This window comes from Pseudomonas fluorescens, assembly GCF_902497995.1.
Classification (GTDB): domain Bacteria; phylum Pseudomonadota; class Gammaproteobacteria; order Pseudomonadales; family Pseudomonadaceae; genus Aquipseudomonas; species Aquipseudomonas fluorescens_BK.
Genome location: NZ_CABVII010000002.1, coordinates 1 through 21,316 on the forward strand (window position 1 = coordinate 1; position 21,316 = coordinate 21,316).

The 21,316-nt window shown below is 60.1% G+C and carries 15 protein-coding genes; 14 read left to right on the forward strand and 1 reads right to left on the reverse strand.

Annotated elements, in window-relative coordinates; genetic code table 11:
* On the forward strand, nt 1-65 hold a 65-nt coding region (locus F8N80_RS32085), incomplete at its 5' end, for a hypothetical protein (RefSeq protein WP_440131173.1).
* Nucleotides 66-312: 247 nt separating this feature from the next.
* On the opposite strand, the gene F8N80_RS02020 is transcribed toward F8N80_RS32085, so the two are convergent.
* The gene (locus tag F8N80_RS02020; protein ID WP_440131174.1) at nt 313-2,757 is read right to left on the reverse strand and encodes a penicillin-binding protein 1A; all 2,445 of its coding nucleotides are present in this window, start codon (nt 2,755-2,757) and stop codon (nt 313-315) included.
* 216 nt (nt 2,758-2,973) lie between these two features.
* Between F8N80_RS02020 and F8N80_RS02025 the strand changes: the two genes are divergently transcribed.
* The 13 genes from F8N80_RS02025 (at nt 2,974) to F8N80_RS02090 (ending at nt 21,310) form a co-directional block, all read left to right on the forward strand.
* Nucleotides 2,974-4,038, forward strand: coding sequence for a pilus assembly protein PilM (locus F8N80_RS02025; RefSeq protein ID WP_150749047.1), 1,065 nt, complete (start codon nt 2,974-2,976; stop codon nt 4,036-4,038).
* Entirely contained in the window at nt 4,038-4,601 is a 564-nt protein-coding gene (locus F8N80_RS02030; RefSeq protein WP_150783122.1) for a PilN domain-containing protein, read from the forward strand. Before F8N80_RS02025 ends, F8N80_RS02030 begins: the two co-directional genes overlap by 1 nt.
* On the forward strand, nt 4,598-5,221 hold the full coding sequence (gene pilO / locus F8N80_RS02035) for a type 4a pilus biogenesis protein PilO (protein ID WP_150749049.1): 624 nt from the start codon (nt 4,598-4,600) through the stop codon (nt 5,219-5,221). Before F8N80_RS02030 ends, pilO begins: the two co-directional genes overlap by 4 nt.
* Entirely contained in the window at nt 5,218-5,745 is a 528-nt protein-coding gene (locus F8N80_RS02040; RefSeq protein ID WP_150749050.1) for a pilus assembly protein PilP, read from the forward strand. Before pilO ends, F8N80_RS02040 begins: the two co-directional genes overlap by 4 nt.
* Nucleotides 5,746-5,758: 13 nt before the next feature.
* Nucleotides 5,759-7,837 (forward strand): type IV pilus secretin PilQ, encoded by a 2,079-nt coding sequence (pilQ, locus tag F8N80_RS02045; RefSeq protein ID WP_150783123.1) that lies wholly within the window; start codon nt 5,759-5,761, stop codon nt 7,835-7,837.
* 4 nt (nt 7,838-7,841) lie between these two features.
* Nucleotides 7,842-8,360, forward strand: coding sequence for a shikimate kinase AroK (aroK, locus tag F8N80_RS02050; protein ID WP_150749052.1), 519 nt, complete (start codon nt 7,842-7,844; stop codon nt 8,358-8,360).
* 150 nt (nt 8,361-8,510) lie between these two features.
* Nucleotides 8,511-9,611 carry a 3-dehydroquinate synthase gene (gene aroB, locus F8N80_RS02055; RefSeq protein ID WP_064675510.1) on the forward strand — a complete coding sequence of 367 codons (1,101 nt, stop codon included), beginning with the start codon at nt 8,511-8,513 and terminating at the stop codon, nt 9,609-9,611.
* Nucleotides 9,612-9,621: 10 nt separating this feature from the next.
* The gene (locus F8N80_RS02060) at nt 9,622-11,217 is read left to right on the forward strand and encodes an AAA family ATPase (protein WP_150783124.1); all 1,596 of its coding nucleotides are present in this window, start codon (nt 9,622-9,624) and stop codon (nt 11,215-11,217) included.
* Between the two features lie 348 nt (nt 11,218-11,565).
* Entirely contained in the window at nt 11,566-16,011 is a 4,446-nt protein-coding gene (gene gltB / locus F8N80_RS02070; protein ID WP_150748631.1) for a glutamate synthase large subunit, read from the forward strand.
* Nucleotides 16,012-16,135: 124 nt separating this feature from the next.
* On the forward strand, nt 16,136-17,554 hold the full coding sequence (locus F8N80_RS02075; RefSeq protein ID WP_064675513.1) for an FAD-dependent oxidoreductase: 1,419 nt from the start codon (nt 16,136-16,138) through the stop codon (nt 17,552-17,554).
* Between the two features lie 223 nt (nt 17,555-17,777).
* Nucleotides 17,778-18,845: a uroporphyrinogen decarboxylase gene (hemE, locus tag F8N80_RS02080; protein WP_150748630.1), complete on the forward strand. Its 1,068-nt coding sequence runs from the start codon at nt 17,778-17,780 to the stop codon at nt 18,843-18,845.
* Between the two features lie 295 nt (nt 18,846-19,140).
* Nucleotides 19,141-20,607 (forward strand): N-acetylglucosamine-binding protein GbpA, encoded by a 1,467-nt coding sequence (gbpA, locus tag F8N80_RS02085; RefSeq protein WP_150748629.1) that lies wholly within the window; start codon nt 19,141-19,143, stop codon nt 20,605-20,607.
* Nucleotides 20,608-20,635: 28 nt separating this feature from the next.
* Nucleotides 20,636-21,310, forward strand: a complete 675-nt coding sequence (locus F8N80_RS02090) for a type II secretion system protein N (RefSeq protein ID WP_318185846.1) — start codon at nt 20,636-20,638, stop codon at nt 21,308-21,310.
* The last annotated feature ends 6 nt before the right edge of the window (nt 21,311-21,316 follow it).

Sequence of the window (21,316 nt, forward strand, 5' to 3'; positions counted from 1 at the left end):
TGGCGACCCTGCCGTATCCGAAGAACTACCCGCTCAAAAGCGTGGATGATGTGTTCAACGGCTAAGCCGTTGTAGCGCTTCAGCCAAAGGCCCCGGCTCACTCTGAGTCGGGGCTTTTTTGTATCTGAGAGTTTTGTATCGTTTGTAAGGGCCTCTTCGCGGGCAAGCCTGGCTCCTACGGGTTACGCGCCAATTTTGATATCGCGTGCAACCTGTAGGAGCGAGGCTTGCCCGCGAAGGCTGCCTGACAGGAACCAAATACTAAAAAGCCCCGCACTTCTTTCGAGGGCGGGGCTTTTCAGTGTGCGGTGATCAGAACAAATCGATCGGTGCCGCTTCATCCGCTGGCAGCGGGCTGCCCGGCGCATTGCCGTTGCCCTGTTCGTTGGCCGACGCTGGCGTGTGCTCGGCCTTGAACAGTTCGAAGTAGGCGCCTGGGGTGCCTGGGGAGGCTGCACGGCCACTGATCGGGTCGACTCGCAGGCTGAGGATGCCTTCCGGTTCTTGCTGCGTATGGGGCGGCTTGTCTTTGAGTGCGGCGCCCATGTAGCTCATCCAGATCGGCAGCGCGACCGTGCCGCCGAACTCCCGGCGACCAAGACTTTCAGGCTGGTCGAAGCCGGTCCAGACGGTGGTCACGTAGTCGGCGTTGTAGCCGGAGAACCAGGCGTCCTTGGATTCGTTGGTGGTGCCGGTCTTGCCTGCAATGTCGCTGCGACCCAAGGCCAGGGCGCGGCGGCCGGTGCCACGTTTGATGACGTCCTCAAGCATGCTGTTGAGGATGAACGTGGTGCGGCCATCGACAATGCGTTCGGCCACGGCCGGTGTGGGAGGCGCTGGCTGGGCAGTCAAGGTTTCGCCTGGCGTTGCGCTGACGGTGAAAGCGTCGGCAGCCGGGACCGGGGCCGCGATGCCGTCGCTGACTGCATTGCCTTTCGGAACGCTTGGCGGGTTGGCGACGAACAGCGTGTCACCGTTGCGGCTTTCGATCTTGTCGATAATGTACGGGGTGATCTTGTAGCCGCCATTGGCGAAAGTACTCCAGCCGGTGGCGATTTCCATGGGCGTCAGGGTGGCGGTACCCAGGGCCAGGGACAGGTTGCGCGGCAGGTCCTGTTTGTTGAAGCCGAACTTGCTGATGTAGTCGATGGTGCGGTCCACGCCCAGTGCTTGCAGCAGACGGATCGACACCAGGTTGCGCGACTTGTAGAGCGCCTCGCGTATGCGGATCGGGCCGAGGAAAGTGTTGGTGTCGTTCTTTGGGCGCCAGACCTTGTCCAGGTATTCGTCGACAAATACGATCGGGGCGTCGTTCACCAGGCTGGAGGCGGTGTAGCCATTATCCAGCGCGGCGCTGTAGACGAACGGCTTGAAACTCGAGCCCGGCTGACGCTTGGCCTGGAGCGCGCGGTTGTAGTTGCTCTGCTCGAAAGCGAAGCCGCCGACCAGCGAACGGATGGCGCCGTTCTGCGGGTCGAGGGACACCAGTGCGCCCTGGGCTTGCGGAATCTGGCTGAACTTCAGTGAGCTGTCTGGCTGGCGCTGGACGCGAATCAGGTCGCCGACCTGAGCCACATCCGACGGCTGCTTGGGATTGGCGCCCATGCTGTTGGTGTTCAGGAACGGACGCGCCCATTTCATGGTGTCCCAGCTGACGTGTCCTTCCCCGGTGCGGGTCAGCACTTGCAGGCCGGTCTTGTCGACCTGAATGACGATGGCCGGCTCAAGGCTGCTGATGGTGCGCTGTTTAGTCAGTTCGGTAGCCCAGGCCTCGCGGGTCTTGCCCGGCAGGCGTGACTCGGGGCCGCGATAGCCATGACGCTGATCGTAGGTCATCAAGCCTTCGTGGACCGCGGTGTTGGCCATTTCCTGCAGGTTGCTCGGCACCGTGGTGGTGACGCGGAAGCCTTCGGTATAGGCATCGCTGCCATAGCGCCCGACCATTTCGGCGCGAGCCATTTCAGCGATGTACGGGGCATTCACTTCCGGGGTCGGTACGTGATAACTGGCGTTGAGCGGCTCGTTGACCGCAGTGGTGTAGTCGGCTTCGGTGATTTTGCCCAGCTTGTACATGCGCCCCAGGATCCAGTCGCGACGCTCCTTGCTGCGGGCCGGATTGGCCAGCGGGTTGAAGCGCGACGGTGCTTTGGGCAGGCCGGCGATCATCGCCATTTGTGCCAGGCTGACGTTTCGAATCGACTTGCCGTAATAGACTTGTGCCGCTGCCTCGATGCCGTAGGCGCGGTTGCCCAGGTAGATTTTGTTCACGTACAACTCAAGGATTTCGTCCTTGGTCAGCTGCCGTTCGATCTGCAGGGCCAGGAGGATTTCGGTGGTCTTGCGCGAGAAGCTGCGTTCGCTGGTGAGGAAAAAATTCTTCGCAACCTGCATAGTGATGGTGCTGCCACCGGACTGGATGTGTCCGCTCTTGATCAGCTGAGTGGCGGCTCGCATCAGGCTGCTGGGGTCGACGCCGTAGTGGTTGGCGAAATTGTCGTCTTCGGCGCTGAGCAAGGCATTGATGAAATTGGGGGGGATGTCGGCAAAACGGATCGGTGTGCGGCGCATTTCACCAAATTCAGCGATCAATTTGTCGTCGCTGCTATACACCCGCAAGGGGATCTGCAACTGAATGCTTCTCAGTGCCTCCACGGAGGGCAGTCCGGGGCTAAGGTATAGAAACGCGCCGCTCAGACCAAGGAGCAGTCCGCAGAAGACGGCGACGATGGACCACCCGAAAAATTTCAGCAGACGAATCAAGGCTTTTGGATATCCAGGGCAAAGAATGAATTAGGCTCAGGGTTCAGGTAAACAGGGAACGACCCGCGCTTGAAGTAAAAGCTGAAAAAAACGCTGGGCATTATAAGCATTTTTCCGTCGAGGGCGTCATTTGCGCTGCTGTCAAGACGGGTGGTTTGAACGCAATGCATATTACGGAGTCCGTAACTCACGGAAAGTCATAGGGAATGGGTAGTGCTAGGACTCTTCAATAAAAAGGCCAATACGCTTCTGGGGATCGACATCAGTTCCACGTCGGTAAAGCTGCTGGAGCTGAGCCGCCAGGGCGATCGCTATCGGGTCGAGGCCTATGCGGTTGAACCGCTGCCCTCAAGCGCGGTGGTCGAGAAAAATATCGCCGAACTCGAAGGCGTGGGCCAGGCGCTTTCACGCGTGCTGCTCAAGGCCAAGACCAGCCTCAGGAACGTCGCCGTGGCCGTGGCCGGTTCCGCAGTGATCACCAAGACCATCGAGATGGATGCCGGTCTTTCCGACGACGAGATGGAAAACCAGCTGAAGATCGAGGCCGATCAATACATCCCTTATCCATTGGACGAAGTCGCGATCGACTTTGAAGTCCAGGGCGTGTCGGCGCGCAGCTCCGAGCGGGTCAATGTGCTGCTGGCGGCGTGTCGCAAGGAGAATGTCGAAGTTCGTGAAGCAGCCTTGGCCCTGGCCGGCCTGACAGCTCGGGTGGTCGACGTCGAGGCCTATGCGCTGGAGCGTTCGTACGGCCTGCTGACGCGTCATCTGGCGGCCTCTCAAGAGGGACTGACGGTGGCGGTGGTCGACATCGGTGCCACCATGACCACGCTGAGCGTGCTGCACAACGGGCGCATCATCTATACCCGCGAGCAATTGTTCGGCGGTCGTCAGCTGACGGAAGAAATCCAGCGGCGTTATGGACTGACGCTCGAGCAGGCGGGGCTGGCGAAGAAACAGGGCGGTCTGCCGGACGATTACGTCAGTGAGGTACTGCAGCCATTTCGCGAGGCGCTGGTGCAGCAGGTGTCCCGTTCATTACAGTTTTTCTTCGCCTCCGGTCAGTACAACTCGGTCGATCACATTCTGTTGGCCGGCGGTACCGCTTCGGTCTCGGGGCTGGACCGGTTGATCGAGCAACGTTTGGGCACACCCACGCAAGTGGCCAACCCCTTCTTCGATATGACCCTGAGCAGCAAGGTCAACGCCGGTGCCCTGGCCAGTGATGCCCCGGCATTGATGATTGCCTGCGGGCTGGCCCTCAGGAGTTTCGACTGATGGCGCGGATCAATCTTCTACCCTGGCGCGAGGAGCTGCGTGAGGCGCGTCGCAAGCGCTTTTTGCTGGCGCTGGTCGGTGTGCTGGTGGGTTCGGTGGGGGCGGTGCTGATTGCGGACCAGCTCATCAAAGGCGCCATCGATCGACAAATCGCCCGTAACGACTACATCGGCAAGCAGATTGCCGTGGTCGATGAGCGGATCAACAAGATCAGCGACCTCAAGGCCCGACGCCAGCAACTGGTCGAGCGCATGCGCATCATCCAGGACCTGCAAGGCAATCGTCCCATCAGCGGGCGTATCTTCGACCAGTTGGCGCGTACCTTGCCGGATGGCGTTTACTTCACCGAAGTGAAAATGGCCGGCAAAACCTTGTCCATTGCAGGCGCGGCGCAATCCAACAATCGAGTTTCAGACCTGATGCGCAATCTGGATGCGTCCGACTGGTTCGAAGCGCCCAACCTCACGGAAGTCAAAGCGACCACCGCCGGTCAGCTGGAGCAGGCCAATGTTTTTCAGTTGACTGTTCGTCAGACCCAGCCGGCTGTGGAGAGCGCCAAATGAGGCTGTCCGAATGGTTCGAAGGCCTGCGCAAGATCGATATCAACGATCTGGATACCAACAACATGGGCTCCTGGCCGCCGGCGATCAAGGCATTGGTGGCTGTCCTGCTGATGGTATTGGTGCTGGCGCTGGGGTACAGCTTTTACGTCAGCGATCTGGAGGATCACCTCGATCTCAAGCGCGAGGAAGAGTCGACACTCAAGGAGCAATTCGCCACCAAAGCCCACATGGCAGCGAATCTGGAACTGTATACCCAGCAGATGAAGGAAATGGAGAACTCTTTTGGCGTGCTGCTGCGGCAATTGCCCAGTGACACCGAAGTACCCGGCCTGCTGGAGGACATCACACGCACCGGCCTGGGCAGTGGCCTGGAGTTCGAAGAGATCAAGTTGTTGCCGGAGGCCTCCCGGCAGTTCTACATCGAGCTGCCGATCCAGATCACCGTCACCGGTGCCTACCATGACCTGGCCACCTTCGTCAGTGGCGTAGCGGGACTGCCACGAATTGTCACCCTGCATGACTTCGAGATTGTGCCGGCCAACCCCGAGGGCGGGCCGAGGTTGCGTATGAGCATCCTTGCCAAGACTTACCGCTACAACGACAACGGGCTGCAAAAATGAGCCCGATTCGTTGTGTATCGATGATTGTATTCATCGCCGGCCTGGCCGGTTGTGGCGGCGACAACGACGTCAGTGACCTCGATGCCTACATGAACGAAGTGCGCTTGCGAGCGCCGGGCAAGATTGAACCCACCCCGACATTCCGGTCTTACCCCACATTCACCTACAGCGCCGCCAACCTGAGAAGTCCGTTTTCCAGGCAGATCAGGGTCGATCTGGCGGGTCAGAAACACGGCTCGCGCAACGTCAAGCCCGACCCTGGCCGGGTCAAGCAATACCTCGAAGGTTTCAACATCGAGCAGTTTGAAATGGTCGGCACCCTCTCCAATGCGACGGGTTCCTTTGCGCTGCTGCGCGGAGCGGGCGGTGTGCATCGGTTGAAAGTCGGCGATTACCTGGGACGTAACGATGGACGGATCGTCGCCATCAGCGGCTCACAGGTCGATGTGGTCGAAATCGTTCCAGACGGCGAAGGCGCCTGGCTGGAGCGGCCGCGGACCATCCCTTTGAAAGAGCACTCATAGTGGAACTCGAATAATGAACAGGATTTTCTCCACCCTCGGTACTTCGCTATGGATAGCGCTGCTGTCGCCGATGGTACTAGCGGCCAACCTCAAGACGCTGGATGTCGCGGCGTTACCGGGAGACCGCGTCGAGTTGAAGTTGTCCTTCGATGGACCGCCCCCGACGCCCCGAGGCTACACGACGGAATCGCCGGCACGGATTGCACTGGATCTGCCCGGCGTGGTCAGTCAACTGAAGAGCAAGAATCGTGAGCTGGGGGGCGGCAATGCCCGAAGCGCCACGGTAGTGGAGGCCAAGGACCGCACGCGGTTGATCATCAATCTGACTCAGTTGACCCCGTATGACGCGCGGGTCGAAGGCAACACGCTGTTCGTGGTTGTCGGGCAAGGCGCCGCGAAGGCCGCGTCCCGGCCCGCCAGTGCGCCTCGTGCCGCCACTGCAACGCCAGCCCCGGCCAAGGCTTATGCGCCGGTGGGCAAAGCCATCCGGGGCGTGGATTTCCAGCGCGGCACCCAGGGCGAAGGCAATGTGGTCATCGATCTGTCGGACCCCTCCATCGCCCCGGATATTCAGGAGCGCGACGGCAAGATCATTCTCGGTTTCGCCAGGACACAGCTGCCCGAGCCATTGCGGGTGCGCCTGGACGTCAAGGACTTCGCCACGCCAGTGCAGTTCGTCAATGCCAGCGCCACGGGCGATCGGGCCACCATCAGCATCGAGCCCAGCGGTGCTTTTGACTATTCGACCTATCAGACCGACAACAAGCTGACGGTCAGCATCCGGCCGATGACCGTCGACGACCTGCAAAAACGCAACGCCGAGCGTTTCGCCTACACCGGTGAAAAACTCTCGCTGAATTTCCAGGACATCGATGTGCGCTCGGTGCTGCAACTGATCGCCGATTTCACCAACCTCAACCTGGTGGCCAGCGACACGGTGCAGGGCGGCATCACCCTGCGTTTGCAGAACGTGCCGTGGGACCAGGCGCTGGATCTGGTGCTGAAAACCAAAGGCCTGGATAAACGCAAGATCGGCAACGTGCTGCTGGTAGCGCCCGCCGATGAGATTGCCGCGCGCGAACGCCAGGAGCTCGAGTCGCAGAAGCAGATTGCCGAACTGGCGCCGTTACGTCGCGAGCTGCTGCAAGTCAACTATGCCAAGGCAAAGGACATCGCCGAGCTGTTCAAGTCAGTGACCAACAAACAGGCGGAAACGGATGAGCGGGGCTCGATTACCGTGGATGAACGGACTAACAACATCATTGCCTACCAGACCCAGGACCGCCTTGACGAGCTTCGCCGTATCGTTGCGCAACTGGATATTCCGGTACGGCAGGTGATGATCGAGGCGCGAATCGTCGAAGCCAATGTCGACTACGACAAAAGCCTTGGCGTGCGCTGGGGCGGTTCGGTGCAGAACAAGGGCAACTGGAACACGTCCGGGGTCAGCAACGGCTCGTCGACCACCATTGGTACGCCGGGCAGCACCAGCACCAATTCGCCGTTTGTCGACCTGGGCGCCGCTGGCAATACCTCCGGGCTCGGCATCGCGTTCATCACTGACAACGTGTTGCTGGACCTGGAGCTGACCGCGATGGAAAAGACCGGTAACGGCGAAATCGTCTCGCAGCCCAAGGTGGTCACGTCCGACAAGGAAACCGCGAAAATTCTCAAGGGCACTGAAATTCCCTATCAGGAAGCCAGTTCCAGCGGCGCCACGTCGGTATCGTTCAAGGAGGCCTCGCTGTCGCTGGAAGTGACGCCGCAAATCACCCCGGACAACCGGATCATCATGGAGGTCAAGGTCACCAAGGACGAGCCGGATTACCTGAACAAGGTCCAGGATGTACCGCCGATCAAGAAAAACGAGGTCAATGCCAAGGTGCTGGTCAATGACGGCGAGACCATCGTTATTGGTGGGGTTTTCTCAAATACTCAGAGTAAGGTTGTAGATAAGGTGCCATTTCTCGGCGATGTGCCGTATCTTGGCCGCCTTTTCCGGCGTGACGTGGTTTCGGAGAAAAAATCCGAGCTGCTGGTATTTCTCACTCCGCGTATCATGAACAATCAGGCGATTGCTGTGAGTCATTGATTCTGTGCGAAATTTGATTCTTGTTGGACCGATGGGGGCTGGAAAAAGCACCATCGGCCGTTTGCTGGCCAAAGAGCTGCGCCTGCCGTTCAAGGATTCCGATAAGGAAATTGAACTGCGCACGGGCGCCAATATCCCGTGGATTTTCGATAAGGAAGGCGAACCGGGCTTTCGTGACCGCGAGCAGGCGATTATTGCCGAGCTGTGCGGCTGCGATGGCGTGGTGCTGGCGACCGGTGGCGGCGCGGTAATGCGCGAAGCCAATCGTCGGGCGCTGCATGCCGGTGGTCGGGTGGTTTATCTGCACGCGTCCGTCGAGCAGCAAGTCGGTCGCACCTCGCGTGATCGCAACCGGCCACTGCTGCGTACCGCCGATCCGGCCAAGACCCTTCGGGACCTGTTGGCGATTCGCGATCCGCTTTATCGGGAAATCGCCGATCTGGTGGTGGAAACCGATGAGCGACCGCCGCGAATGGTCGTGCTCGATATTCTCGAGCGCTTGCAGCAGCTACCTCCCCGTTAAAGCGCGGCGCGAAATGCGCTATCCTCGAGCGCTGTCATGACCGCTCAAGGTTGTGGCGGATGGCTACCGAACGGCGTCACACCAGCAGGCGCCGTGGATATTGGATAATTCAAGGCAGGACGCCTGCTTCCATCTTCACTGTGGGGACACATGCAGACACTCAAGGTTGATCTAGGCGAGCGCAGCTACCCGATTCATATTGGCGAAGGTTTGTTGGATCAGCCTGAGCTGCTGGCCCCGCATATTCGCGGACGGCAAGTGGCGATCATCTCCAACGAGACCGTTGCGCCGCTCTACCTCGAGCGTCTGACCCGCAGCCTCGCACCGTTCTCGGTGATATCCGTGGTCCTGCCCGACGGCGAAGCCTTCAAGACCTGGGAAACCCTGCAGCTGATTTTCGACGGCCTGCTGACCGCACGCCACGACCGTCGCACCACGGTGATTGCCCTCGGTGGCGGCGTCATTGGTGACATGGCCGGTTTTGCTGCCGCCTGCTACCAGCGCGGCGTCGATTTCATCCAGGTCCCGACCACTTTGCTGTCGCAAGTCGACTCTTCGGTGGGCGGCAAGACCGGGATCAATCATCCGCTGGGCAAGAACATGGTCGGCGCCTTCTATCAGCCGAACGTGGTGCTGATCGATACCGCCACCCTCAACACTCTGCCGGCCCGCGAGCTGTCCGCCGGGCTGGCGGAAGTCATCAAATACGGGCTGATCTGCGATGAGCCGTTCCTGACCTGGCTTGAAGAAAACGTCGATCGCCTGCGTGCCCTGGATCAGGTCGCCCTGACCTACGCCATCGAACGTTCTTGCGCGGCCAAGGCGGCGGTGGTCGGTGCCGACGAGAAGGAGACTGGCGTTCGTGCCACGTTGAACCTGGGTCACACCTTCGGCCACGCGATCGAAACCCATATGGGCTATGGTGTCTGGTTGCATGGTGAGGCAGTCGCTGCTGGCACCGTAATGGCTTTGCAGATGTCCGCACTTCTGGGCTGGATCAGCGAGCAGGAGCGCGATCGCGGCATCCGCCTGTTCCAGCGCGCCGGTCTGCCGGTCATCCCGCCTGAAGAGATGACTGAAGCCGATTTTCTCGAACACATGGCAATTGACAAGAAAGTGATCGACGGACGTTTACGCCTGGTGCTGCTGCGCCACATGGGCGAAGCAGTGGTGACCGACGATTATCCGAAAGAGGTTTTACAGGCCACGCTGGGGGCGGATTACCGCGCCCTGGCTCAGCTTAAAGGTTAATAAGATCCCGATGACTAGTTTGCATGCCGACGAGGCGTTCCTCGGCCATTACCAGTTGAGCCATGACCCTTTCGCTCCACGGGTGCCTGGCTTCAAATTTTTCCCGGCCCAGCGCAAGCCGGTGCTGGGACAGCTGCACCACCTCGCGCGCTATAGCCAGTTGCTGCTGGTGGTCACCGGCCCGCAAGGCAGTGGCAAGACCCTGTTGCGTCAGGCCCTGGTGGCCAGTACCAACAAGCAGTCGGTACAGAGTGTGGTGGTTTCCGCCCGTGGTGCCGGCGACGCAACCGGCGTGCTGCATCAGGTGGCTCAGGCGTTGAACGTTGCGCAGCCCGAGATCGGTGCGATTCTGGCTCAAGTGGTGCAACTGGCGCTCACGGGGCAGGAAGTCTACCTGCTGGTGGATGATGCCGAGCAACTCGACGAGTCCGCGCTGGAGGCTTTGATGGCCCTGGGCGCGGGTGCGCCGGAAGGTCGTCCCCATGTGTTCCTGTTCGGCGAGTCCTCGCTGATTGCGCAGCTTGATGCGTTGAGCCTTGAGGAAGAGCGTTTTCACGTCATCGAGTTGCAGCCCTACACTGAAGAGGAAACCCGCGAATATCTGGACCAGCGGCTCGAGGGCGCCGGTCGGGGTATCGAACTTTTCACCGCGAAACAGATCTCTGATATTCACGAAAGCTCCGACGGTTGGCCTGGCACCATCAACCAGGTTGCCCGCGATGCAATGATCGAAGCCATGATTGCCAGCCGCTCAGCGGTCAAGCGTCCAAGTATGGGGTTCAATATGCCGAAGAAACACGTATTGGCGATTTCCGCCGTTGTCGTGGTCGCGGTAGCCGCCGCCTGGTTGATGCCGGGTCGCAGCAAAGCGCCGACCACTGGCGCACCTTCCAGCGAACAGGCACAACTGCCGCCCGGTCAGGGCGCGCCGCAACCTGACAGCGACGGTGCTCCGACCATGGAATTCAACGGTAATTCGCAACCGATGCCGTTGCCGCTGGTCGGTAACTCGCAGCCGGTCATGCGCGGTCCCCTGGCCGAAGCGGCCGGCGGCATCACCGAAGGCGACGACGGCGTGCCGGTAGAAGGATCCAGCGCTACGCCGCCGACCGTTACGACGATTGCGCCGCCTGCCGGCGTCCAGCCAGGTCCGGCGCCGATATCGGCGGCCAAGCCAGCGCCTGCTCCGATTCAGGTCGCGACGGCCAAGCCAGCCCCGGCGCCTGCTGCGAAGCCGGCCCCAGTCCCAGCCCCGGCCAAGCCAGCCGCTGCGGCCGCCAAGCCTGCGGAGAAGCCAGTCACCGTGGCCAAAGCCGCTGGTGGCACCTGGTACGCAGGACAAGCGCCGGGCAACTACGTGGTGCAGATCCTCGGCACCAGTTCCGAAGCGACCGCGCAAAACTTCGTGAAAGAGCAGGGCGGCGAGTACCGTTATTTCAAGAAAGTGCTCAACGGCAAACCGCTTTATGTCATCACCTATGGCAACTTCGCCAACCGCGATGCAGCCCTTTCCGCCATCAAGGCCTTGCCAGCGAAGGTTCAGGCTGGTAAACCTTGGCCTCGCACTGTCGCCAGCGTCCAACAGGAACTGGCAGCAACTCGCTGAAGATTCGGCGGCCTTACCCAGGCCGCCTCTCCAGGCACCTCAAAATTTCTGCAAGCGCGCTGGCCTCACAGGCCGCGTGCCTTGTGGTGTCTGCGTCACAGTAGTCTTTGAGTCGTAGCGGTCAAAATTAAAAATGTTTTGACTAGCACGGTAGATAGCTTTAAACCTTTCACAAATGCGACATAGATTTACGACATTTCGTCGTCGAATTTGTGAGCCTCTGTGTCGGTGTGTACAATGACCTCCCTTTTGCCCCTGCAAAGCTGGCGTACGTTCGGCGCGGACGGCAAGTGGTTGAATTGAAAAGAAATTTGCCCCGATATGGGGCAGCCTGGTGAGAAAGTGTCTATGAAAGCAGGTCTGTACCAACCAGATGAATTCAAGGATAACTGCGGTTTCGGCCTGATAGCCCATATGCAGGGCGAGCCCAGTCATACCCTTTTGCAAACGGCCGTCGAGGCCCTGACCTGCATGACCCACCGCGGTGGGATCAACGCCGACGGCAAGACCGGTGACGGTTGCGGTCTGCTGATTCAAAAGCCGGATGTGTTCCTGCGTGCGATCGCCCAGGAAACCTTCGGCGTCGCACTGCCCAAGCAATATGCCGTGGGCATGGTCTTCTTCAACCAGGATCCGGTAAAAGCCGAAGCCGCTCGCGAGAACATGAACCGCGAGATCCTGGCTGAAGGCCTGACCCTGGTCGGCTGGCGCAAAGTGCCGATCGACACCAGCGTCCTCGGCCGCCTGGCCCTCGAGCGCCTGCCGCAGATCGAGCAGGTGTACATCGGCGGTGAAGGCCTGAGCGACCAGGACATGGCCGTCAAGCTGTTCACCTCCCGTCGTCGCTCGTCCGTGGCCAACGCCGCCGACACCGACCACTACGTGTGCAGCTTTTCCCACAAGACCATCATTTACAAAGGCCTGATGATGCCGGCGGACTTGACCGCCTTCTATCCGGACCTGAGCGATGAGCGCCTGCAAACCTCGATTTGCGTGTTCCACCAGCGCTTCTCCACCAACACTCTGCCGAAATGGCCGCTGGCTCAACCGTTCCGCTTCCTGGCGCACAACGGCGAGATCAACACCATCACCGGCAACCGCAACTGGGCCGTGGCCCGTCGCACCAAGTTCACCAACGATCTGATGGACCTGGAAGAACTCGGCCCGCTGGTCAACCGCGTAGGTTCCGATTCCTCGAGCATGGACAACATGCTGGAGCTGATGGTCACCGGTGGCATCGACCTGTTCCGTGGCGTACGGATGATCATTCCGCCTGCGTGGCAGAACGTCGAGACCATGGACCCGGATCTGCGGGCGTTCTACGAATACAACTCGATGCACATGGAGCCGTGGGACGGCCCGGCCGGCGTGGTCATGACCGACGGTCGTTACGCGGTGTGCCTGCTCGACCGTAACGGTCTGCGCCCGGCGCGTTGGGTCACCACCAAGAACGGCTTCATCACCCTGGCCTCGGAAATCGGTGTCTGGAACTACCAGCCTGAAGACGTGATCGCCAAGGGTCGCGTGGGACCTGGCCAAATCTTTGCCGTGGACACCGAAACCGGTCAGATCCTCGACACCGATGCCATCGACAACCGCTTGAAGTCGCGTCATCCGTACAAGCAATGGCTGCGCAAGAATGCCCTGCGCATCCAGGCGACCATGGAAGACAACGACCACGGTTCGGCGTTCTACGACGTCGACCAGCTCAAGCAATACATGAAGATGTACCAGGTCACGTTCGAAGAACGTGATCAAGTGCTGCGTCCGCTCGGCGAGCAAGGCTATGAAGCCGTCGGCTCGATGGGCGACGATACGCCGATGGCCGTGTTGTCCCAGCGCGTGCGCACGCCGTACGACTATTTCCGCCAGCAGTTCGCCCAGGTCACCAACCCGCCGATCGACCCGCTGCGCGAAGCGATCGTGATGTCGCTGGAGATCTGCCTCGGTGCCGAGCGCAACATCTTCCAGGAGTCGCCGGAACACGCCTCGCGCGTGATCCTCAGTTCGCCGGTCATTTCCCCGGCCAAGTGGCGCTCGCTGATGAACCTCGATCGTCCGGGCTTCGAACGCCAGATCATCGACCTCAACTACGACGAGAGCGTCGGCCTCGAAGCCGCGGTGCGCAACGTCGCCGATCAGGCTGAAGAAGCCGTGCGCGCCGGCCGCACCCAGATCGTGCTGAGTGACCGTCACATTGCCCCGGGCAAGTTGCCGATCCACGCGTCCCTGGCGACCGGCGCGGTGCACCATCGCCTGACCGAAAAAGGTCTGCGTTGCGACTCCAACATCCTGGTGGAAACCGCGACCGCTCGCGATCCGCATCACTTCGCGGTGTTGATCGGTTTCGGTGCCTCTGCCGTCTATCCGTTCCTGGCCTACGAAGTGCTGGGCGACCTGATCCGTACCGGTGAAGTGCTGGGCGACCTCTACGAGGTGTTCAAGAACTACCGTAAAGGCATCACCAAGGGCCTGCTCAAGATCCTGTCGAAGATGGGTATCTCGACCATCACGTCGTACCGTGGTGCGCAGTTGTTCGAAGCCATCGGCCTGTCCGAGGAAGTCTGCAACCTGAGCTTCCGTGGCGTGCCGAGCCGCATCAAGGGTGCGCGTTTCGTCGACATCGAAGCCGAGCAGAAAGCCCTGGCCACCGAAGCCTGGAGCCCGCGCAAGCCGATCCAGCAGGGTGGTTTGCTGAAGTTCGTCCACGGTGGCGAGTACCACGCCTACAACCCGGACGTGGTCAACACCCTGCAGGCCGCCGTGCAACAGGGCGACTACAGCAAGTTCAAGGAATACACGTCGCTGGTGGACAACCGCCCGGTGTCGATGATCCGCGACCTTTTGAAAGTCAAAACCCTGGACACGCCGCTGGACATCAGCGAGATCGAACCGCTGGAATCGGTGCTCAAGCGCTTCGACTCCGCGGGCATCTCCCTCGGCGCCTTGTCGCCGGAAGCCCACGAAGCCCTGGCCGAAGCCATGAACCGCCTCGGTGCGCGTTCCAACTCCGGCGAAGGCGGCGAAGACCCGGCGCGCTACGGCACCATCAAGAGCTCGAAAATCAAGCAGGTTGCCACTGGCCGTTTCGGTGTGACCCCGGAATACCTGGTCAACGCTGAAGTGCTGCAGATCAAGGTCGCTCAGGGCGCCAAGCCCGGCGAAGGTGGCCAGTTGCCGGGTGGCAAGGTCAACGGTCTGATCGCCAAGCTGCGTTACGCAGTGCCGGGCGTGACCCTGATCTCGCCGCCGCCGCACCACGACATCTATTCCATCGAAGACTTGTCGCAGCTGATTTTCGACCTGAAACAGGTCAATCCGAAGGCGTTGGTCTCGGTGAAGCTGGTGGCAGAAGCGGGCGTCGGCACCATCGCCGCCGGTGTGGCCAAGGCCTACGCGGACTTGATCACCATTTCCGGTTACGACGGCGGCACCGGTGCATCGCCGCTGACCTCAATCAAATACGCGGGCGCTCCGTGGGAGCTCGGCCTGGCCGAAACCCACCAGACCCTGCGCGGCAACGACCTGCGCGGCAAAGTCCGGGTACAGACCGATGGCGGCCTGAAAACCGGCCTCGACGTGATCAAGGCAGCCATTCTCGGCGCCGAAAGCTTTGGCTTCGGCACCGCGCCAATGATCGCCCTGGGCTGCAAATACCTGCGCATCTGCCACCTGAACAACTGCGCCACCGGCGTCGCGACTCAGAACGAGAAGCTGCGCAAGGATCACTACATCGGCACCGTCGACATGGTGGTGAATTTCTTCACCTACGTCGCCGAAGAAACCCGTGAGTGGCTGGCCAAACTGGGCGTGCGTTCCCTCGAAGAGCTGATCGGTCGTACCGATCTGCTGGACATCCTCGAAGGCCAGACCGCCAAGCAGAATCACCTGGACCTGACTCCGCTGCTGGGCAGCGATCACATCCCGGCAGACAAGCCTCAGTTCTGCCAGGTCGACCGCAACCCGCCGTTCGACAAAGGCCTGCTGGCCGAGAAAATGGTCGATCTGGCCACTTCGGCCATCAACGACATGAGCGGCGCCGATTTTGCCCTGGACATCTGCAACTGCGACCGTTCCATCGGTGCGCGGATTTCCGGAGAAATCGCGCGCAAGTACGGCAACCAGGGCATGGCAAGTGCGCCGATCACCTTCCGCTTCAATGGGACGGCCGGTCAGAGCTTCGGTGTGTGGAACGCCGGTGGCTTGAACATGTATCTGCAAGGCGATGCCAACGACTACGTCGGCAAAGGCATGACCGGCGGCAAACTGGTCATCGTTCCGCCGAAGGGCAGCGTGTACAAGACTCAGGACAGTGCCATCATCGGCAACACCTGCCTGTATGGTGCGACCGGCGGCAAGCTGTTCGCTGCTGGCACCGCAGGCGAGCGCTTCGCGGTGCGTAACTCCGGTGCACACACCGTGGTTGAAGGCACGGGCGATCACTGCTGCGAATACATGACCGGTGGTTTCGTCTGCGTCCTGGGCAAGACCGGTTACAACTTCGGCTCAGGCATGACCGGTGGTTTCGCCTACGTACTCGACCAGGACAACTCTTTCGTTGACCGGGTCAACCACGAACTGGTGGAAATCCAGCGGATCAGCGGTGAGGCGATGGAAGCCTATCGCAGCCACCTGCAACGCGTGCTGAACGAATACGTTGAGGAAACCGACAGCGAGTGGGGTCGTAACCTCGCTGAAAACCTCGATGACTATTTGCGTCGTTTCTGGCTCGTCAAACCTAAGGCGGCGAGCTTGAAAACGTTGCTCTCCAGTACTCGTGCCAGTCCGCAATGACGCAGCTGCAAGTCGCAAGCTTCAAGCGACAAGCTTGAAGCGGCGCGCGGTGTAGCAGGTGAATTTGATTTTCTTGCAGCTTCAAGCGTGTAGCTTGAAGCTGTCGTGTATGAGGTTTTGAAGCATGGCTGAACGTCTGAATAACGACTTCCAGTTCATCGACGTCGGGCGCAAAGATCCGAAGAAGAAACTGTTGCGTCAACGCAAGAAAGAGTTCGTGGAGATCTACGAACCGTTCAAACCCCAGCATTCGGCCGACCAGGCCCACCGCTGCCTGGGTTGCGGTAACCCGTATTGCGAATGGAAGTGCCCGGTGCACAACTTCATTCCCAACTGGCTGAAGCTGGTGGCCGAGGGCAACATCCTCCAGGCCGCCGAGCTGTCGCACCAGACCAACACCCTGCCGGAAGTCTGCGGCCGGGTGTGTCCGCAGGATCGTCTGTGCGAGGGTGCCTGCACCCTCAATGACGGTTTCGGCGCGGTGACCATCGGTTCGGTCGAGAAGTACATCACCGACACCGCGTTCGCCATGGGCTGGCGCCCGGACATGTCCAAGGTCAAGCCGACCGGCAAGCGTGTTGCCATTATCGGCGCAGGCCCTGCCGGCCTGGGGTGTGCCGACGTGCTGGTGCGCGGCGGCGTGACTCCGGTGGTGTTTGACAAGAACCCGGAAATCGGTGGTCTGCTGACCTTTGGCATCCCCGAGTTCAAGCTGGAAAAGACCGTGCTGAGCAATCGCCGCGAAGTCTTCACCGGCATGGGCATCGAGTTCCGTCTGAACACCGAAGTGGGCAAGGACGTGACCGTCGAGCAACTGCTCGAAGAATACGATGCCGTGTTCATGGGCATGGGCACTTACACATACATGAAGGGCGGCTTTGCCGGCGAGGACCTGCCGGGCGTGCATGACGCTTTGGACTTCCTGATCGCTAACGTCAACCGCAACCTGGGCTTTGAAAAGTCGCCGGAAGATTTCGTCGACATGAAAGGCAAGAAGGTGGTGGTACTGGGCGGCGGCGACACGGCGATGGACTGCAACCGGACCTCGATTCGCCAGGGCGCCAAGTCGGTGACCTGTGCCTATCGTCGCGACGAAGCGAACATGCCGGGCTCGCGTAAAGAAGTGAAGAACGCCAAGGAAGAAGGCGTGAAATTCCTCTACAACCGCCAGCCAATCGCGATTGTCGGTGAAGACCGCGTCGAAGGCGTAAAGGTGGTCGAGACCCGTCTCGGCGAACCGGATGCCCGTGGCCGTCGCAGCCCCGAGCCGATCCCGGGCTCCGAAGAGATCATCCCGGCGGACGCCGTGGTCATCGCCTTCGGTTTCCGTCCGAGCCCGGCGCCGTGGTTCGAACAGTTCAGCATCCAGACCGACAGCCAGGGCCGCGTCGTGGCGCCGGAACAAGGTCAGTACAAGCACCAGACCAGCAACCCGAAAATCTTCGCCGGTGGCGATATGGTTCGCGGGTCTGACCTGGTGGTGACGGCGATCTTCGAAGGGCGTAATGCCGCTGAAGGGATCCTGGATTACCTGGGCGTGTAAATCTGCTGGATCGGCGTCGCTCCATTCGCGGGCAAGCCTCGCTCCTACAGGTTAATCACACACCCGTAGGAGCGAGGCTTGCCCGCGAAGGGGCCGGTCGCGTCAACGTAGATCGAGCATTAAACCGCGACAAATTGACCCGATAGACAAAAGGCGCGGCTCTTGCCGTGCCTTTTGCGCCCGGCTCTGAGAAAATGCCCGCACTTTTTTTCCGGATGCCGACATGACTGCCCTGAAGAACGACCGTTTCCTTCGTGCCCTGCTCAAGCAACCCGTAGACGTCACCCCCGTGTGGATGATGCGTCAGGCCGGTCGCTACCTGCCTGAATACCGCGCCAGCCGCGCCAAGGCCGGCGACTTCATGAGCCTGTGCATGAACCCGGAGTTCGCTTGCGAAGTCACGATGCAGCCGCTCGACCGCTATCCACAGCTGGACGCGGCGATCCTGTTCTCCGACATCCTCACTATCCCCGACGCGATGGGCCAGGGCCTGTACTTCGAAACCGGTGAAGGTCCACGCTTCAAGAAAGTCGTCAGCACGATGGCCGACATCGAAGCCCTGCCGATCCCTGATCCACACAAAGACCTCGGCTACGTCATGGACGCGGTCAGCACCATTCGCCGCGAACTGAACGGCCGCGTGCCGCTGATTGGCTTTGCCGGCAGCCCGTGGACCCTGGCTACCTACATGGTCGAAGGCGGCTCGTCGAAAGACTACCGCAAGACCAAAACCATGCTCTACGACAACCCGCAAGCCTTGCACCTGCTGCTCGACAAACTCGCGCAGACGGTCACCAGCTACCTCAACGGGCAGATCATGGCCGGCGCGCAAGCGGTGCAAATCTTCGACAGTTGGGGCGGCAGCCTCTCGGCGGCGGCGTACCAGGAATTCTCCCTGGCCTACATGCGCAAAATCGTCAGCGGCCTGATCCGCGAGCACGAAGGCCGCAAGGTGCCGGTCATCCTGTTCACCAAGAACGGCGGCCTGTGGTTGGAAAGCATCGCCGACGCTGGCGCCGATGCGTTGGGGCTGGACTGGACCTGCGACATCGGCAGCGCCCGTTCTCGCGTCGGCGATAAAGTTGCGCTGCAAGGCAACATGGACCCGACCGTGCTCTACGCCAAGCCTGAAGCCATTCGTGCCGAAGTCGGGCGGATTCTCGCCAGCTACGGCAAGGGCAGCGGCCACGTGTTCAACCTCGGCCACGGCATCACCCCGGAAGTCGATCCGGAACACGCCGGTGCGTTCTTGCGCGCGGTGCATGAGCTGTCGGCGCAATATCACGAATAACGGTATCTGACGTTATTTAAAAGCCTGTCCGGACCTGTGCCGGACAGGCTTTTTTGTGCACTGTTGAAATGATTCCTACCTGGAGTGGTTCTGTCTGTACGAATGTTTTCGCTCTGTATCAGATAGATGAACGCAGAGACCTTTCCCGCGTCTTGTGAAGATTTGCCCTACATAGAAATTGCCCCCATCCCCGTAAGGTTCCAGCCCCGAGTTCGGTGCAGTCAGCACTGAGCGATATCGCAACTATTGGCGTTACATCTGCGCCTTAACTTCGATAAGCAGTCTGGAATACATTATGAAAATCAATTTCGAAAAGAGAAGTGCGTTAACCGCCTGCACTTCTTCAATGATCCTGTTATCGGCCATGCTGGCATCACAAACCGTTTCCGCTCACGGCTATCTGGAAACACCCCCATCGCGGGCATTGCTTTGCCAAAAAGGCGTAAACACCAACTGTGGCGGCGCCCAATACGAACCGCAAAGCGTCGGTGAAACCTTCAAAGGCTTCCCGGCAGGCGTTGGCGGTGCTCCTTTGCAGGGGCCGGTCGATGGCAAGATCGCCAGTGGCGGTCACTCGTTGTTCTCCGCGCTGGACGCTCAGTCCGCCACCCGTTGGCAGTTGACCGAAATCAAGGATCGCAACATCGATTTCCAGTGGCGCTACACCGCCGTTCACCCTGCGACCAAGCACGAATACTTCATCACACGCAACGGCTGGAACCCGAACGAATCGCTGAAACGCGTCTCCTTCGAAAGCACGCCGTTCTGCACGGTCGATGGCGGTAACCAGAAGCCAGCGAACAGTGACAAGCACAGCTGCACCCTCCCTGACGACAAGTCCGGCCACCACGTCATCCTGGCGGTCTGGACAGTCGGTGACACCGACGCGGCGTTCTATAACCCGGCCGATGTGAACATCCTTGCCGAGCCATCGCTGCCAGGTGGCTGGTCCGCTGTCGGGAATATCGCACCGTCGACCACATTGTTGGTCGGTGACAAGGTCAAGGCCCGCGCGTTCTCGGCCGATGGCGAGAGCCCGAAGTACAGCGTCGAAATATCCATCGACAACGTAGAGGAAGGTTCGCCAAACAACACGTCATTCAAGCTGGCCGAAAAAATCAACGCCACCCACACGCTTATCCGCGCCGGTGTTCGTGACGAAAACGGAAACATCGAGCCGGTCAAGGGTAAGAACAGTCTGTACGCGCAAAAAGAAAGCGGCGTAACCCGTTACGAAGTTCAGCTGGACATGAAGGAAGACACCGCGGCTCGCATGTCGGTGGCCTCTCAGCAGGCCGAATACGTGCTGGAAAAAGGCTTGGCCAAGGTCCAGTTCGGCATGATCTCGAACCGTAAAATGAACGTGGAAGCGACCTTGCTCGACGAAAACAACAAGCAGGTTGGCACCACCTCTGCACAGGTGGACAGCGGCTCGACGTCACTGACCCTGGATGTTCGCAGCAATCCTGGTAAACACACCCTGACATTGGTCGGTACCACCTTGGATGGCCGGACCACTCGTCAGGATACGCAACCCACCAACATGACCGGTGAAGGCGCGGGCGTCGAATATGACTTCGTGTTCCCCGAGGGCCTCAGCGACTACACCGCCGGTACCAAGGTACTGCAACCCAAGACCAATGAAGTCTTCGAATGCAAACCGTTCCCCGAGTCGGGTTACTGCAAGCAATACAGCCCTTCCGCCAACGGATTTGAACCAGGCGTCGGTGCTCACTGGCACACGGCGTGGGACAAACTCTAAGCCCTCTCTGTAACACTTCAGGCGATCTTTGACCGACCGCCTGAAGCTTTCTTCCTCTGTTGAAATCGAGTTAAAGATGACTGTTTCGGGTTACTCCAGACAACGCGTTTGGCTGCACGGGTTGTCGGCGGCTGTAATCACGACTTGGCATGAGCGGCTCGTGAAATTTTCGTCGGTGGACCGGGCGGGGTTCGGAGTGCGCCTGTGCAAAGGTTTTCTTTTGATTTTGCCAATCGGCTACGGGGCGTTTCTGGCGTGGCAAGAGTGGCATTTTCGGCAAAGCCTGGCTTCACCGTTGCCCATCGATACAGCGGCATCCATGACGCCGTCCTCCCGTGCGCCCATTGATGCAACAGCGGTTGCAACCGTGCTCGGCCTGGCGGCTGAAACCACGTTGTTGCCCAGCGCTGAACCCCTGTCCTTGCAGGCGAGTTTTATCCTCGGCACAGGTTTGTCCAAGGCGCTGCTGGCCGACTCCCAAGGCGCGCGAATTTACCAGGTGGGCGAACGTTTGCCTGGCGGCAGCGTCCTGCGCCGGGTCGAGTCGAACCACGTGGTGCTTTGGAACAAGGGCAGGGAAGAACTATTGACGTTGCAGCGATCTGCCGCGCGTTTTCTGCGCAGATTCGAATCGCAAGCCGACCCTCAAATATCCGCTATTTCCTCGCGTTATCTACGCCCGCTATCCGGCCAGTCAGAGTGATCACCT